The 15985-nt window shown below is 69.7% G+C and carries 14 protein-coding genes, 1 tRNA gene and 1 other RNA gene; 9 read left to right on the top strand and 7 right to left on the bottom strand.

All coding sequences use genetic code 11. The features are described from left to right. Window positions 1-52: 52 nt before the first annotated feature. Window positions 53-238 carry a hypothetical protein gene (locus NS283_RS04265; RefSeq protein ID WP_058595641.1) on the bottom strand — a complete coding sequence of 62 codons (186 nt, stop codon included), beginning with the start codon at window positions 236-238 and terminating at the stop codon, window positions 53-55. A 98-nt stretch (window positions 239-336) separates the two neighbouring features. Between NS283_RS04265 and ppgK the strand changes: the two genes are divergently transcribed. Further along, window positions 337-1122, top strand: a complete 786-nt coding sequence (ppgK, locus tag NS283_RS04260; RefSeq protein ID WP_058595640.1) for a polyphosphate--glucose phosphotransferase — start codon at window positions 337-339, stop codon at window positions 1120-1122. 46 nt (window positions 1123-1168) lie between these two features. Continuing rightward, complete coding sequence (locus tag NS283_RS04255; RefSeq protein WP_058595639.1) at window positions 1169-1564, top strand: DUF732 domain-containing protein; 396 nt, start codon at window positions 1169-1171, stop codon at window positions 1562-1564. A gap of 72 nt (window positions 1565-1636) precedes the next feature. Here NS283_RS04255 and rnpB read toward each other — a convergent pair. From rnpB to NS283_RS04245, 3 genes are all read right to left on the bottom strand, one after another. Beyond that, an RNA gene (rnpB, locus tag NS283_RS04715) (RNase P RNA component class A) lies at window positions 1637-2002 on the bottom strand. 28 nt (window positions 2003-2030) lie between these two features. Then, window positions 2031-3746, bottom strand: a complete 1716-nt coding sequence (locus NS283_RS04250) for a bifunctional 3'-5' exonuclease/DNA polymerase (protein ID WP_058595638.1) — start codon at window positions 3744-3746, stop codon at window positions 2031-2033. Between the two features lie 6 nt (window positions 3747-3752). Then, complete coding sequence (locus tag NS283_RS04245) at window positions 3753-4481, bottom strand: zinc ribbon domain-containing protein (RefSeq protein ID WP_058595721.1); 729 nt, start codon at window positions 4479-4481, stop codon at window positions 3753-3755. 89 nt (window positions 4482-4570) lie between these two features. On the opposite strand from NS283_RS04245, the gene NS283_RS04240 reads away from it, so the two are divergent. The 5 genes from NS283_RS04240 to NS283_RS04220 all read left to right on the top strand — a co-directional run bounded on the left by NS283_RS04240 (window position 4571) and on the right by NS283_RS04220 (window position 7810). Then, entirely contained in the window at window positions 4571-4885 is a 315-nt protein-coding gene (locus NS283_RS04240; RefSeq protein ID WP_058595637.1) for a DUF6507 family protein, read from the top strand. Beyond that, a complete protein-coding gene (locus NS283_RS04235) occupies window positions 4882-6099 on the top strand; it encodes a hypothetical protein (RefSeq protein WP_058595636.1) in 1218 nt (405 codons plus the stop codon). The genes NS283_RS04240 and NS283_RS04235 overlap by 4 nt, the downstream gene beginning before the upstream one ends. Continuing rightward, window positions 6096-6425: a hypothetical protein gene (locus tag NS283_RS04230; protein ID WP_058595635.1), complete on the top strand. Its 330-nt coding sequence runs from the start codon at window positions 6096-6098 to the stop codon at window positions 6423-6425. Before NS283_RS04235 ends, NS283_RS04230 begins: the two co-directional genes overlap by 4 nt. After that, entirely contained in the window at window positions 6422-7720 is a 1299-nt protein-coding gene (locus tag NS283_RS04225; RefSeq protein ID WP_058595634.1) for a hypothetical protein, read from the top strand. The genes NS283_RS04230 and NS283_RS04225 overlap by 4 nt, the downstream gene beginning before the upstream one ends. A 14-nt stretch (window positions 7721-7734) precedes the next feature. Beyond that, a tRNA-Val gene (locus tag NS283_RS04220) sits at window positions 7735-7810 on the top strand. Between the two features lie 3 nt (window positions 7811-7813). On the opposite strand, the gene NS283_RS04215 is transcribed toward NS283_RS04220, so the two are convergent. Genes NS283_RS04215 through NS283_RS04205 form a run of 3 tightly spaced genes read right to left on the bottom strand, consistent with a single transcriptional unit; the run spans window position 7814 to window position 11596 of the window. Continuing rightward, window positions 7814-8509 carry a DUF1345 domain-containing protein gene (locus tag NS283_RS04215; RefSeq protein ID WP_058595633.1) on the bottom strand — a complete coding sequence of 232 codons (696 nt, stop codon included), beginning with the start codon at window positions 8507-8509 and terminating at the stop codon, window positions 7814-7816. 4 nt (window positions 8510-8513) lie between these two features. Next, window positions 8514-9557, bottom strand: coding sequence for an acyltransferase family protein (locus NS283_RS04210; RefSeq protein WP_058595632.1), 1044 nt, complete (start codon window positions 9555-9557; stop codon window positions 8514-8516). A gap of 23 nt (window positions 9558-9580) precedes the next feature. Continuing rightward, on the bottom strand, window positions 9581-11596 hold the full coding sequence (locus NS283_RS04205; RefSeq protein ID WP_058595631.1) for a hypothetical protein: 2016 nt from the start codon (window positions 11594-11596) through the stop codon (window positions 9581-9583). A gap of 351 nt (window positions 11597-11947) precedes the next feature. Between NS283_RS04205 and aceE the strand changes: the two genes are divergently transcribed. Further along, a complete protein-coding gene (gene aceE / locus NS283_RS04200) occupies window positions 11948-14674 on the top strand; it encodes a pyruvate dehydrogenase (acetyl-transferring), homodimeric type (protein WP_058595630.1) in 2727 nt (908 codons plus the stop codon). Between the two features lie 64 nt (window positions 14675-14738). Beyond that, complete coding sequence (locus NS283_RS04195; RefSeq protein WP_058595720.1) at window positions 14739-15974, top strand: PucR family transcriptional regulator; 1236 nt, start codon at window positions 14739-14741, stop codon at window positions 15972-15974. The last annotated feature ends 11 nt before the right edge of the window (window positions 15975-15985 follow it).

Here is a 15985-nt window from a genome sequence, read left to right as displayed (position 1 = left end):
TCCCTCGTTCTCAGTACGGTGCGGTGCGGTCAGCGGTTGATCCGTCGACGGCTCAGCGGTCCTCGCGGGCGTCGTCTTCTGCCCACTGCCGCGACCGCTCACGCAGGATCTCGGGGGCGCGAGCGGCCTCTTCGGCCGTGTCGAAGGGACCGGCACGGTCGATCGCGGGCGACGCGTAACCCTGCTCGACCTCGTGGGTTTCCAGGTTGTACCAGTACTTCGTGTTCTCGTCGCTCACGATCGCTCCTCGCGTGGGTCAAGCGTCTGCGGCGGCTGTCCGCCGGGCCTCTGTCGATCCTACTGATCCAGGCCGCTCGGCTGGATAGGCTGGAGGGCATGGCAACGAATGCGTCGCGCGCGGTCGGAGTGGACATCGGCGGAACCGGAATCAAAGCGGGGATCGTCGATCTGGATGCCGGGGAGTTGGTCAGCGATCGCATCAAGGTCGCGACCCCCGTCGGCGCGGAGCCCGCCGACGTGCTCGCCGCCGTCAAGGAGGTGCTCGAGACCCTCGAAGCGCCGGCAGACCTGCCGCTCGGCGTGGCCTTCCCCGCTATCGTGAAGGGCGGACGAACCCTCTCGGCAGCCAACGTGTCGAAGTCGTGGATCGGCTTCGAGGCGGAGAAGTTCTTCGAGCACGGTCTGTCGCGCGACATCCACTTCGCCAACGACGCCGATGTCGCCGGTGTCGCGGAGGTGCGATACGGCGCCGCGAAGGGCATCGACGGTCTCGTCATCCTGACGACGCTCGGCACCGGCATTGGTTCGGCGCTGATCTACGACGGCGTGCTCGTCCCCAACAGCGAGCTCGGCCATCTGCAGCGCAGCGGCCACAAGCGGGACGCCGAGGGTTACGCCGCCTACTCCGCGATGGAGCGCGAGGAACTCTCGTGGGAGAAATGGGCGAAGCGCCTGCAGTGGTACTACGACTACGTGGAGTTCCTCTTCAGCCCCGACCTGATCGTCGTGGGCGGCGGGGTCTCGAAGCACTCCGAGCAGTTCCTGCCCCTGCTGAAGCTGCGTGCCCCCATCGTCCCCGCGAAGCATCGCAACAACGCGGGGATCATCGGCGCAGCCTCGCTGGCCGTCCCTGTGCCCGAGGCGCTGCCCGCTGTCAAGTGAGGCCGTCTTTCTGACGGACGCGTTTCGGCTTTCCTATGGTGGAGCCATGAAACGTCTCCCCGCTGTCCTCGTCCTCGCCACCGCCGCTGTGCTCCTCGCCGGATGCACCAGCGAAACGACCGAGGAGAACATCACCGTCACGCCCGGACAGACCGGGACCTTCTCGTCGGGCGACACGACCGTCGTCGTCGAGCCGGAAGACACCGCGGCTCCGGCCTCGTCGGAGGATGCCGCCTACCTCACCGAGGTGCGCAGCAAGCTCGGCGACCTCGCTTCGGCGACGGACGATCAGTTGGTCTCGCTCGGCGAGAGCACGTGCGAGCAGCTCGAGGCCGGAACGCCCGCGGACCAGGTCATCCTCGTCGTTCCCGCGGGCCTCTCCGCTCAGCCGGGTGACGGCGTCATCGTCGCCCAGGCTGCTCAGGCGACGCTCTGCGACTGACCGGCGCATTCGCCGAACCGGCGTGCAGGCCCGTCCTCGCGGCGCGAACTCGCGTGGTCGAGTGACGTGAAGCGAATGGGCCGGCCTGTACGCCGGGTTCTGTCCGGGGGCGAAACGCCCCGTGGACGGTCATCTCTCTCGGCGACACGTTGCCGTGCCGCTCCAGCGGCCTACCCGGGGACTCGGCGAGCCGCGTCAACATCCCCTGTCTGGCCTTGCTCCGGACGAGGTTTACCGTGCGGGTCGTGTCACCACGACCCCGGTGGTCTCTTACACCACCCTTTCACCCTTACCCGCGCCGTGAAGCGCGGGCGGTCTGCTCTCTGTGGCACTGTCTCGCGGATTGCTCCGGGTGGGCGTTACCCACCGTCCTGCCCTGTGGAGCCCGGACGTTCCTCGGCACGGGCGAACCCGTGACGCGACCGTCCAGCCGACCCATTCGCACCCTCGAGTGTACGCGGGCCGTCTAACCCTTCTCCGCCGTCTCGCCGATTCTGAGGTCGAGCGGGAAGTCCAGGGGGAACGATCCGAAGAGAAGGCGTTGAGCGGTCGCCGCGGAATCCCGGACGGCCGCGGCGACGGCTTCGGCGTGAACGACCGGCGTGTGCACGATGATCTCGTCGTGCAGGTAGAACGCCAGGTGCGGGCGGCGCTCGAACACCGGGCCGGAGCGGGGCGCGCCGTCCGCGGCATCCACGGGTTCGAAGGCCGCGAGGCGCCCGCGCAGGTCGGCGAGCCAGGCGAGAGCCCATTCAGCGGCCGTTCCCTGCACCACGAAGTTGCGCGTGAAGCGCCCCCGATCGCGCGCGGAGCGGCGGGCGCGGGTCTCGTCGATCCCGGATGCCTCGGCGTCGCCGGCGCGCGACTGCACCGCGCGCCACGCCTCGCCGGGGCCGGGCGAGGTACGGCCGAGCCACGTCGACACGACACCGCCCTCTTCGCCGACACGCGCCGCGTGGTCGACGAGCGCCATGGCCCGGGGAAACGTGCGCCGCAGACGGGGAAGGAGACGGCCGCTCTCCCCGGTCGTCGCGCCGTACATCGCCCCGAGCATCGCGATCTTCGCCTCGGCGCGCGTGGCGACCGCACCGGCCTCGACGACACCCGCGTAGAGATCGCGGCCGCGCGCGGCGTCGGCGAGAGCGGTGTCGCGCGCCATCGCCGCCAGGACGCGGGGTTCCAGCTGCGCCACGTCGGCCGTGACGAGCGTCCACCCCGGGTCGGCGCGGACCGCGACACGGAGCGCCCGGGGAATTTGCAGCGCTCCCCCGCCGGATGACGCCCAGCGGCCGGTGACGACCCCCGCCGGGACGTACACGGGCCGGAACCGTCCGTCGTGAACCCACTCCGACATCCACGCCCACCCGTTCGCGGTGTACAGGCGCATCAGCTTCTTGTAGGCCAGGAGGGGTGCCACCACCGGATGGTCGTGTTCGGACAGCTCCCACTTGCTCGTCGACTCGACGAAGAGACCGGCGCGATGAAGCGACCTCAACAGACGTGGTTGCGAGTCGAGCGACGCCGACGGGTCGCCGAGAGCCGCGCGCACGCGTGCCGCGGACTCCTCGATGCGGGTGGGGAGAGCCCGGCCGCGCCGCTCCCCCAGCTCGCGTGCCAGCAGGATGCCGTGCGCCTCGACGCTCCACGGAAGGCCCGTCGCGTGCAACTCGACCGCGAGAAGTGCGCCCGCCGACTCGGCCGCGCACAGAAGGCGCAGTGCATCGGGCCTCGAGGCACCGTCGATGGCGGCGCGCTGACGGCGATACTCCTCGAGCGCCGCGTCTGCGGTGTCGGGAGGGCCGGATGCCCTGTCGGCGAGGTCGAACAGCGTGTCGGCGGCGACGGTGTCGGCTGCGATCGCGTCCCAGGTGCGAGCGGCACGCAGACCGTGGTCGTCGGTGACGGCTGCTGCATCGCGGAGGAGCGCGTGCACGAGGCGGAGGTCCCAGGCTCGCCCCACGCGAACGCCCGCGGCGAGCAGACCGGGGTACCACGTACGCGTGTCGCTCCAGATCCAGCGGACCGGCCCGGTCGTCTCGCGGTCGTGGATCGCACGGGTGACGTCGGACGCCCGGACGGTGACGGTGGAGGTCGCGGTGCCCGTGGCATCCAGATCGATCAGGGCGACATCACCGGATGCCGTCCGTCCGACGACGACCGCGTCAGAGGCCGCGGACGCCAGGGCGGTTCACCGCGATTCTTCGGTGCGCACGAGGATCGCCCCGCACTCGGGGCAGAAGACGACCTCGTCGGTCTGCGCGCGGCGGACCGACGCCAGATCGCTCGGGGGCAGAACCATGCGACACGCTTCGCACGCACCGGCCCGGAGGAGACCGGCACCGTTTCCGCGCGCGGCCAGGCGCTCGTACAGCGCGACCAGATCCGTCGGCACGGAGCCGGCCACGGCCTCGCGGTCGCGGCGGGCGCCCTCGAGGCGCTCGGTGGCCTCGGCGACCACGCGCTTGGCTTCGGCGCTCAGCTCTGCACCGCGGGCGTTGGTCTCGGCGATCAGAGCCTCTTGCTCGGCAACGGCGGCATCCGCGTTCTCGAGCCGCTCCATGAGTTCGATCTCGAGGTCTTCGAGATCGCTCTTGCGACGCGCGAGAGCGGCGAGCTCGCTCTCGAAGCCCTGCGCCTGCTTCGGGTTCGATGAGGCGGCCAGTCGCTCGGTGTCGCGCGCGATCCGGGCGTCGACCACCTTGACGTCGGACTCGAGACGCGCGATCTCAGCCGTCAGGTCGTCGCGGGCGTTGGCTCGACTCGACAGTTCCTGGGTCAGCGTGGCGCGCTGGGCGAGCAGGTCGCGCACCTCCGCCGCTTGCGGCGGGTTGCCCGCGACACGCTCATCGTGCCGGATACGGGCATCGAGGTCGGCGAGATCGAGCAGTTTGCGCTGGTCGGCGGGGTCGGCGTTCACGGTGTCCACGCTACCGCGAGGGTCGGACACGCGAGCGCCCTGGGTAGCCTGGAACGTACGGACCCCCCGGATGAAGGGATGCCATCACCGTGACATGGAGCATCGATCCCGTACAGGCGCGCGCCGTCTGCCGTGCAACCGACGAACACGCCCAGGCCATCGACGATGTCGTGACCGCGACCGCGAACGCCTTCGACGCAGTCCAGACGGCTGTCGGCGACGGTGAGACCTCGACCGCGCTCAGCGAGGTCGCCGCCGACCCGTTCCTGATCCGCCTCGCCGCTCTCCGACGGCACGTCAGCACGGTCACCGAGACGACCGAGAGCGTGATCTCGTTCTACGAGCAGGCTGACTACGACATGGCGGCGCAGACGCAGTCGACGATGAGCGGTGTGCAGCCGTGAGCACGCCCTTCACCGGAACCGGACCGCTCGTCGCGGTGCCCAGCTCGGCAGCGGTATCGGCGGCCGCCGACACCCTCGCCGCGGCATTGGACGGACTCGACGACGCCTCGACCGACATCACGACCACCTGGGGCGGTCTGAGCGCGGTCTATCACGCTCCCGAAGCGCAGACGGCGTACGGCGCGATGGCGCCTGTGCCGCCGACCGTCGACGACCTCGAGACCGCTCTCACGGCTGCCGTCTCGGCTCTGCGGACCTACGCCGACACCCTGACGTCGCTCGAGGCGCGGCGCGCCGCCCTGGTGGCCGACCTCGCCACCGTCGACGAGCAGCTCGACCTGCCGATGGACGACCGTGACCCGAGCGCCCCCACGGTGTGGGACGTCGCGCAGAGGCGATCGGTTTTCGAGGGCGACGTGGTCGCGGCCGACCAGGAGTGCGCGCGAGCGCTGCGCGCTCTTCGGACGTCAGCCTCGTGGTCGATGAACGACGGCCTCGAGATCGTCAACGGCAACATCGGCTCGGGCACGCAGGGTCTCGCCGCCGAGCTCCTCCAGCGGTACCGCGGCACGCTCATGGTCCCGGGTCCCGGAGCCCTCCTGCCCGACGAGATCACGCTCACCGCGGGCCAGATCAACCCGACGTGGCCGCGCACCATGATCGATGGGCAGGTGTGGGTGCGCAGCCCCTCCGGCATCCTGATGCTCGAGAGCAATCTGCTGCCCGACGCCCCTCCCCGCGTCTCGGGCCTCCCGGGCTGGCAGGGTCAGCCGCAGTTCGCTCCCGACAAGGTGGGCACGCCGCCGGAGTGGGCCGGCCGCGCCGGTAAGGCGCTGGGGCTGCTCGGCGCCGGACTCACGTACTGGGGTGTCTACGGCGAGAGCTACAACGACACCCTCACGCGGCACCCGGACTGGTCGGAGGATCAGCGGCAGGAAGAGGCCGTCGTCGACACCGTCGTGATCGGCAGCGCGTCTGTCGCGGGTGGAGCCGGTGGCGGCTGGGGCGGCGCTCTCCTCGGTGCGAGCATCGGATCGATCTTCCCCGGCCCGGGAACCATCATCGGCGGGATCATCGGCGGTGTGATCGGCGGCGTCCTGGGTGGCATGGGCGGTCAAGCGGTCGCGCAGGACGTGATGGATGACGTCCGTCAAGAGAACGTCGAGATCATGGCGCCGGGGCCGGTCGGGGCGCAGCCGGGGAACGTCCTGTGACCGTCGGGCTTCTCCTCGGGGTCGTGTTCCTCGTTCTCGGCGTCGTCGCCTACACCGGTCGATGGAAGGGGTGGATCCGCGCGCGCCGCGGATTCGGCAGCACGATCGGATTCGCCTGGCTGTGGTTGGGTGCGGCGTTCGCCGTGGCATCCGTGGCCCTGCTCGTGGAGTCGTACTCGCGAGAGGTGTTCTTCGTCCTGCTCGCGGTCGCGGCGATCCTGCTCGTCGTGGCGATCGTCGGGGCGTTCTGGCTCCCCCGCTTCCTTCTCCCCGCGTGGTACCTCACCCTGCGCGGCGACCCGACGACGAAAGGCGGCCGCGCGTGAAGTTCTCGACCGCCGACCGACGTGCTCCCCAGGTGCACGAGGTGCAGACGCCGCACGCCATCGTGAGATATCCCGACAGCTTCGTCGCCTCGGAGTACGACGGCGCCGAACTCGTGCTCACCCTCCGCGATCGGCAGGACGGTTTCCAGCCCAACCTCGTCCTCACCGCGGTGGAGAGCACCGCGCCGCTCACCGACGCGTCCGCGGCCGCGATCCTCGCCTCGAGCCAGCAGCATCCCGGAGCCCGGGTGGTGGGCGTCGACCTGTGGGACGAGAATCCGGATGCCACCCTCGCCCGCGCGCGATGCATCACCTTCGTCTACCCGGCGGGAGCGACCGACGTCGTCGTGACGAAGACGGTGTGGGCGACGGGGACGCACCACGTGCACCTGTCCGCCAGCGCCACCCCCGCTCAGCTCGGAGCAGTGGGCCCGGTCTTCTCGTGGATCGCCGCGCAGCTGCGTCTCACCGCCGATGCCGGCGAGGTCGAGGCGGCGGCGCGATCGGTGGGTGCCGCTCCCGCGGATGCCGACGCGTCGACGCGTGTCGGCTTCCCGCTCGAGGCTCTCAGCGCGTTCGCTCCCCCGCCCTTCGCCACGACCGCGCCGGTGGTCTCGGCGGCGGCTCTGACCGCGCTGCGCGCGGGTGCGTCACGCTCGCGCCGGGGCTTGGCATCCGCGATTCTTCCCCGTCGGGTCAGAACGACGGATGCCACAACCGAGCTGCTCGCGGCCGGTTTCATCGACGAGGGCGCGGCGCTCACCCCGACGGGCACGGCTGTCGCCTCGGCCCTCGGCGCGCGTCAGCCTCTCCTCGTCGCCCGGGTTCGGCGCGGAGGCCGAGCCGCCGTTCTCGTGGCTTTCGCCGGACCGCGCGGCGTCGTGATCGCGCACGACCCCTCGATCGGCGAGCTGAACGGGGGTGCCGCGATCGCCGATCCGGAACGCCGCCACATCGCTCTGGTCGTTCCGGAGCACGTCCCCGCTTTCGTTGCCGCGTGGATCGGACTCGAGCCGTTCTGGCCGATCGACGACGCCGAACCGATGACGGTGTCGACGCGGGACCTCGAGGCGGCCGTCGACTCGTCGACAGGCGGATGGGCCGACGTGCTCCTCCAGGGAGCGGGCAGCGAGCGCTTCGACGCCGTCATCCCGGGGCGCGGATGGAAGCGCGTGACCGCGCCGGTCGACGGCGTGCACGAACTCGTCGCCGATCCGAGTCGCGCGGTGTACACGTTCCTCGTCGATCTCTGCGCTCGCGCGCTCGAGGAGGGCCCGGCCTCGCCCGCCCGCTAGACTCGTGGCATCCCGGGCCTTTAGCTCAGCTGGTAGAGCGCCACGTTTACACCGTGGATGTCGTCGGTTCGATCCCGGCAGGGCCCACCACCGTCAACTCAGGATGTTCACGCTCCGCGCGATCACGAGCGCGAGAAGCACGAACCCCGAGATCGCCTGCACCATCATGAACATCTTGGCGCGCGTGCTCAGGGGCATGACGTCGGTCGGGCTGAAGGCCATCGCGTTGGATGCCGAGAAATAGAGGTAGTCGACGTACCCCGGCGCCCAGTCTTCGACGTCGGACGAGCGCCGCGCCACCTCGCTGACCGCGTCGCGGTCGGAGTCCTGCGGGAACTGGAAGTCGGCGGGAGGAAGCTCAGCGCGGGCATCCCGGCGGCGAGCGATCGGACCGCCGCGATCCATCTCCCAGTACACGACGGCGTAGCCGATGACATTGATCGCCCAGACCTGCGCCGCGCCCAAGAGGGTCGTCGCGCCGCTCCCCTCGCCCTGCAGCAGCTGGTGGACGAGGAGGAAGAAGGCGACCTGGTTGGCGCTCAGGAGCACCACGGTGAATGCCAGGGCGAAACCGCGCCCGATGCGGGTCTCGCGGGTCAGGCGTGCCGGATTGGTCACGATCATCGGGATCGCGCAGAGGACACCTGCGACCACGACGACATAGCGCAGCGCGCCCGAGGCATCGCTCGGGAGGACCGCGTACAGGCCGGTTCCGACGGCGAGAGCGATGAGCACCGGCCAGCGATGCTCGGGGCGGGTCCGGAAGCCCGCGGATGCGCTGGAGGTCACGCGCTCAGGCTACGCCCGCCTCCCGGCGCCTCGACGCCCATCGACGGTGGGCGCGGATCGCCGGTCGTTCCACGAAGAGCCAGCTCGCCCACGCGAGCGGGATCGTGAGCGCCATGGCGAGTGCGAGGGGAACGATGAAAGGCACGCCTCGATCGGCCAGGGCCAACGCGAGAAGCTGTTGAACGGGGAACGCATAGATGTAGATCCCGTAGGAGATGTCGTTGCGCGCCCCTATTCGACGCAGGGGAAGCAGGATTCCCGCCGCGATCATGAGGTAGGCCATCGCCGGGCCGGCCACGGCTTGCGGAGCGCCCGTGATGGCCACGGCCGCGACCACAGCAGCCGCACCGATCATCAGAGCAGGGCGAAGGGGCACACGATCCTGCCAGACGACGAGTAGCGTCCCGGAGAGGTAGAAGGCGAGCAGCGTGGCGAACGTGGCCAGCGTGTGCGGAAGATTCACGACGCCCACGCCGGCGAGCACGGCAACGGCGGTGCTTCCCACCCACAGGGCGATCGTCGTCCGCAGGCCCCAGGTCGCGGCGAGGAACCCGATGAGACCCGTCACCACGTAACAGGCGAACTCGTACGCGAGTGTCCACAGCGAGCCGTTCCATACCCCCGGGTAGGGAAGCTGCACCAGCATGTCGCGGAGTGCGGGCTGCACGATCCACAGCCCGGCGTTTCGGGCGACGTACAGTGCCGCGGCGTCGATGCGCCACGGACCCGCGTTCAGAACGACCGACGCGAAGGGTGCGACCACGAACGCGACGACGACAAGGACCACGAAGAACGCGGGATAGATGCGCACGATCCGTCGCAGGAAGAAGTCGCCGCCCCCTCGCGCTCGTCGCCGGCTCAGGGCGATGAGGTAACCCGAGATGCAGAAGAACCCGGCGACCGCCCAGGGCCCGATCGGCTGGAGGTGCCGGCCGTAGCCGCCGAGCTCCTCGCCGTGCGCCACCAACACGAGGAGCGCAAGGACCAGGCGCACCGCGTTCAGGCTGTTCGAGCGGGGGTCGAGCCGCCGCCCGATCGTGGGCTTCACCGGGCCCGTTCGCGCACGGACGGTCAGAGTTGGAACCATGCGGATCCCGAGCCGTAGGTGTAGAACACGAAGGACGTCATGTCGGCGATGCCCGCGCGGAGCGTCTGGGTGCCTTTCAGGACGAGGGACCCTCCCACGAACGTGATGGGTTCGCCGTCCGCAACGACGCGAACCACCTGCCCGGCGTAGGCGTCGGTGAAGCCTCTGTACGTTCGCCCGCCTTGCACGCGGATCTGCTCCCGCCCGCAGACCGAGACGCGACCCTGTGCATCGGGCTCGAGAACCGGGGTCGACGCGCCGCTCATCGCCTCCCAGACGAGAGACGAGCCCAATTGCGTCCGCCCCGTCTCCTCGTATCGCACGGCGGCGATCGGCCCCGGTCTGCCGCTTCCATCCCCGGGCAGTCCGTAGAAGGCCGGATGCCAACCGGCGATGCGGTTGGCGTCCCCGGCACCGCCGGCGAGCGTGGCCACGGACCCGGGCGACGTGTGGACACCCTCGGTCGGGGGCGGGAAGTAGATGACCGGGTTGATCACGCGGGAGGCGCCGCCCCGGAAGCGGAAGAGGTCGGCCCGTGAACCGGGTACCGCCGCCCCGGGCTCACCGGCCCGACGACTACCGGTGACGCCGTCGTGCAGCTCGGCCACGGCCGCGAAACGGCAGTCGTCGAAGGTGACGTCGTTGCCCAGGTCGAAGCACGGCGGTTCGCCCTCGGCGTTTCCGCACCCGGCGAAGTCGCAACCGACGAAAGTGGTGTCGCCACCGGTGAACCAGCGCTCGCCGCCCCCGTCGGGCACCGAGAAGTGGCATCCGCTGAAGGTGATGGCTGTCTTCGCGGCGGCCGCTTCGCCTCCGCCGTAGGTGACCTCGCCGACCACGATGTGGCTCGGATGAGACCCGGCGTTCACGTAGGTGTTCTGCACGAACATGCACGAGGTGAACCCGATCTCGAGCACGCGGTCGTGTGCCGACCGGGTGTTCGCCGGCGAACCGATCGAGATGGGCGACTGCGCGGAGGTGGTTCCCCAGCCGTGCTCGAACTTGCACCCGATGAACTCGACATGCCGGGTTCCGCGGTCGAGGTACAGTTCCTGCTCGCAGAACTCCAGGTGACTGTCGATCACGCGAACGGCGTTGCAGTTCTCCAGGATCGCTCCGGACGAGTCGCGGGTACTCGTCAGCGACAGGCCGAACGGCAGGGGGTCGGGTGCCGTCGCCAGTCGGGAAGGGCGTCCGCACCACCCGACCACCGCCGCATCGATCGTCGAGTCCATGACCCCCTCGAGGCGGATGCCTTCACGTGCGAAGCCGAAGACGGAGACCTGTTCGAGGCGGATCTCCTGGCTCTGGTGAACCAGCATCCCGATCCGGTCGGCGACGTATCCGCCCTGCAGGGAATCACCGTCGCTCTGCACCGTGAGGCCCCGAAGCGTGACCCGCTTCAGAAGATCTCTGCTGCCACCCGGAGAGTCCGGGTTGCCCAGGTAGACGACGGGGCTCCCGACACTCGTCCCCTGATGATCTTTCGCCACGAGCACCACCCCCTCCGCCTCGATCGTGATGCGCACCGACCACTCGCCGTACTGGTGGCCTTCGCTCTCGGATCCCGGGAGTCCGAGGTCGGCGGGTCGCGTGGCCATCGACCACTGATCGATCGCGTAGAACCCCGGGTCGACGCGGATCACCACCCCCGAATTCGGGCGCCAGTTCACGCTGTTGCCGGACGCGGGAGAATTGGCCGGAGCCGGCACCTCAGCCAGACGCTGCAGGGCGCGGGTCCACGCGTTCGTGAACGCCGCGCTGTTCACCTGTGCGCGACGGGCGTACTCCGCCACATCCAGGATCGACGTGCGTGTGCGATACGGGATCCCCGGGATCGCCCCGTCGACCGTGATCACATCGACGGCGCCGGTCGAGGTTTGCGCGTGAGCCGCTCCGCTCGTCGGCGCGGTCACGACACCGGCAGCCGCGAGAGCGGCGCCGGAACCCGCGGTGGCGAGGAATCGACGGCGGTCGAGGGCGGGGAGAGATCGGTTCACCGGCGTCACGCTAGAAGTGGACGACTCACCGTGGCAGCCCGGCGACGGCGAGAGGGATCGGGTGAACGGAGTGCGCACCGCTCGAGAAGTGGCATGTAAACATGCTTCTCGGTTCCGCTACCTCCGAGCGTTTCTGCGGAATTGACCCTCGTCTTCACCCGTCCGTGACGTTCGGATGCCTCGATGGCGAACCATCCACGTGACCCCGCGCGGGCGCAGCGGAACCGTGCGCATCCGGCTGGGCCGCGACTCGCTAGGCTGGACGATGGTTGATTGTGCGGAGCGAACAAGGGTTGCCGCACTTGTATGGCGATTCTCTGGCATGACCTGCCAGACGACGAAAGGTCTTCCGTGACTGTTCACGACCAGGATCCGTATTCGCAAGGGCCGCAGGACAGCGACCCCGAAGAGACCGGGGAGTGGCAGGAATCCCTGCGACAGCTCGTTCAGGCGAAGGGGCCGGCTCGCGCTCGCGAGATCATGCTGAGCCTGCTGAAGGGCTCCAAGGAACTGCACCTCAACGTGCCGATGGTTCCCACCACCGACTACATCAACACCATCTCGCAGCAGAACGAGCCGGAGTTCCCCGGTGACGAAGAGCTCGAGCGTCGCTACCGCAAGTGGATCCGTTGGAACGCCGCGGTGACCGTGCACCGCGCGCAGCGTCCCGGTATCGGCGTCGGAGGCCACATCTCGACCTACGCCTCGTCGGCCGCTCTGTACGAGGTGGGCTTCAACCACTTCTTCCGCGGTCTCGACGACCCCTCCGGCGGCGACCAGATCTTCATCCAGGGCCACGCCTCCCCCGGCGCGTACGCCCGCGCCTACCTCGAGGGCCGTCTCACCGAAGCCCAGCTCGACGGTTTCCGCCAGGAGAAGTCGCAGGCACCGAACGGCATCCCCTCGTACCCGCACCCGCGTCTCATGCCGGAGTTCTGGCAGTTCCCGACCGTGTCGATGGGTCTCGGTCCGATCAACGCCATCTACCAGGCGATGTCGAACAAGTACCTCTCGAACCGCGGCATCAAGGATGTCTCGGACTCGCACGTCTGGGCCTACCTGGGCGACGGCGAGATGGACGAGGTCGAGAGCCGCGGACAGCTGCAGGTCGCGGCGAACGAGGGTCTCGACAACCTCACGTTCATCGTCAACTGCAACCTGCAGCGTCTCGACGGCCCCGTCCGCGGTAACGGCAAGATCATCCAGGAGCTCGAGAGCTTCTTCCGTGGTGCCGGCTGGAACGTCATCAAGGTCGTCTGGGGCCGCGAGTGGGACGACCTGCTCGCCCGCGACACCGAGGGCGCGCTGCTCAACCTCATGAACACGACGCCCGACGGCGACTACCAGACCTACAAGGCCGAGAACGGCGCCTACGTGCGCGAGAACTTCTTCGGTCGCGACCCCCGGGCCCTCGAGCTCGTCAAGGACTACACCGACGAGCAGATCTGGGGCCTGAAGCGCGGTGGCCACGACTACCGCAAGGTGTTCGCGGCGTTCAAGGCGGCCAAGGAGCACAAGGGCCAGCCGACCGTCATCCTCGCGAAGACGATCAAGGGCTACGGCCTCGGCCCGCACTTCGAGGGCCGCAACGCGACCCACCAGATGAAGAAGCTGACGCTGGACGACCTCAAGGCCTTCCGCGACGCGATGGACATCCCGGTCACCGACGCACAGCTCGACGAGAACCCGTACCAGCCGCCGTACTACAACCCCGGCGAGAACGACGAGACCATCAAATACATGCTCGAGCGTCGTCGTTCGCTCGGTGGCTTCCTGCCCGAGCGTCGCAGCACGCACGTGGGCCTGGAACTCCCGGGAGACTCGGCGTACGCGCTGCCCAAGAAGGGCTCGGGCACGCAGGAGATCGCCACGACCATGGCGTTCGTCCGCCTGCTCAAGGACCTGCTGCGGGTCAAGGACTTCGGTCACCGCATCGTCCCGATCATCCCCGACGAGGCGCGCACGTTCGGTATGGACGCGTACTTCCCCACGGCGAAGATCTACAACCCCAAGGGCCAGCACTACACCTCGGTCGACCGCGAGCTCCTGCTCGCGTACAAGGAGAGCCCGCAGGGCCAGATCATCCACGTCGGCATCAACGAGGCGGGTGCCCTCGCGGCGTTCACCGCGGCCGGCACGTCGTACGCGACGCACGGCGAACCGCTGATCCCGGTCTACGTCTTCTACTCGATGTTCGGGTTCCAGCGCACGGGCGACGCGCAGTGGGCGGCGGGCGACCAGATGGCGCGCGGCTTCATCATCGGCGCGACCGCCGGTCGCACGACGCTGACGGGTGAGGGTCTGCAGCACGCCGACGGGCACTCGCAGCTCCTGGCGTCCACCAACCCCGCCACCGTGTCGTACGACCCGGCCTACGGGTACGAGATCTCGCACATCGTCCGCTCCGGTATCGAGCGCATGTACGGCGGCGAGCACCCGGACCCGAACGTCATGTACTACATCACGGTGTACAACGAGCCGTACGTGCAGCCCGCCGAGCCCGAGAACGTGGATGTCGACGGCATCGTCCGCGGTATGCACCGCATCTCGACCGGCGAGGGCGACGGCCCCCGCACGCAGCTGCTCGCCTCGGGCGTCGGTGTGCCGTGGGCGTTCGAGGCCCAGCGCCTGCTGAAGGACGACTGGGGCGTCGTCGCCGACGTGTGGTCGGTCACCTCGTGGACCGAGCTGCGCCGCGACGGCCTCGCCGCCGACGAGCACAACTTCCTGCACCCCGACGCCGAGCCGCGCACGGCGTACGTGACCGAGAAGCTTCGGGATGCCGAGGGCCCGGTCATCGCGGTCAGCGACTGGATGCACGCGGTCCAGGACCAGATCCGCCAGTGGGTTCCGCAGCGCTACCTGACGCTCGGGGCCGACGGCTTCGGCTTCTCGGACACGCGCGCCGCGGCTCGTCGCTACTTCAAGATCGACGGCCCCTCGCTCGCGGTCCGCGCGCTCCAGGGGCTCGCCGACGAGGGCAAGGTCGACCGCGCGGTCATCGCGCAGGCGATCGAGAAGTACCGCCTGCACGACGTCAACGCCGGCACCAGCGGCAACGCGGGCGGCGAGGCCTGATCACGTGAGTGAACCCACGGTCGGGACCGGCTCCCCCCACTCGGGCGGGGCCGGTCCCGACCGCATTTCGCGCGACGGCCTCGATCGCGTCGCACGCGACAAGGAAGAGACCCTCGTGTGGTTGCGCCGGATCTCCGGCGACCTCGCGACGGCCACGATCCAGCGGCTCGAAGAGACCCTCCCCTGGTACGCCGGGATGCCGCCGGCCCGACGATCCGCCGTCGGCCTCGTCGCCCAGGCGGGCATCACGTCGTTCACGCAGTGGGTCGAGGACCCCGCTCAGACCCCGGCGATCGCGTCGGACATCTTCGCGGCGGCCCCTCGAGAACTCCTGCGCAGCGTGAGCCTGACGCAGACGCTGCAACTCGTCCGCGTCACCGTCGAGGTGATGGAGGAGCGCGTCGCCGGGCGCAGCAAGAGTGTGCGCGAGGCGATGCTCCTGTACTCGCGCGAGGTCGCGTTCGCCGCCGCCGACGTCTATGCGCGCGCGGCGGAGGCACGCGGCCTCTGGGACGCGCGTCTCGAGGCGCTCGTGGTCGACTCGATCCTCACGGGCGAGGCCGACGAAGAGCTGCCCAGCCGCATCGCCGCCCTCGGGTGGCACGGGCACGGAGAGGTCGCCGTCCTGGTCGGGACGACTCCCCCGCAGTTCGACGTCGATCAGGTGCGCCGCACGGCGCGCAAGCTCGGAGTCGACGTGCTCATCGGTGTCCAGGGGTCTCGTCTCGTGCTCGTGCTTGGCCGAGCCGAGCTGCCCGCGCGGGGTGGCGACGACACGACCGAGCTCCCCTTCACCGAGATCGCCAAGCGGCTCGAACCCGGGTTCGGGTCGGGGCACCTGGTGCTCGGCCCCCCGGTCGCGGCCCTCGTCGACGCCGGTCAGAGCGCCCGCGCGGCGCTCGCGGGCTTCGCCGTCGCGCGCGCGTGGCGCAACGCGCCGCGTCCGGTGGAGGCCGACGACCTGCTGCCCGAGCGCGCTCTCGCCGGCGACGCGGTGGCGAAGCAGACACTGGTGGATCGGGTCTACCGGCCCCTCCAAGCGCACAGCACCGATCTGGTCGCGACGCTCTGGAGCTACCTCGACAACGGCCGCTCCCTCGAGGCGACCGCTCGCGAGCTGTACGTGCACCCCAACACGGTCCGGTACCGCCTCAAGCGCGTCTCCGAGGTGATCGGATGGGATGCCACCGGCCCTCGCGAGGCCCTCATCCTGCAGACCGCGCTCATTCTCGGGTCGATCGGAACCGACGCCACACGGCGACGTGGAGCCGCGGGGCGCCGGCCCGTCGCACCCCGGTGATGCACGGCTCG

Source organism: Microbacterium testaceum (assembly GCF_001476285.1).
Taxonomy (GTDB): Bacteria; Actinomycetota; Actinomycetes; order Actinomycetales; family Microbacteriaceae; genus Microbacterium; species Microbacterium testaceum_B.
Note: the sequence above shows the minus strand (reverse complement) of the source record. Positions and strands in the feature narration are given on the sequence as shown.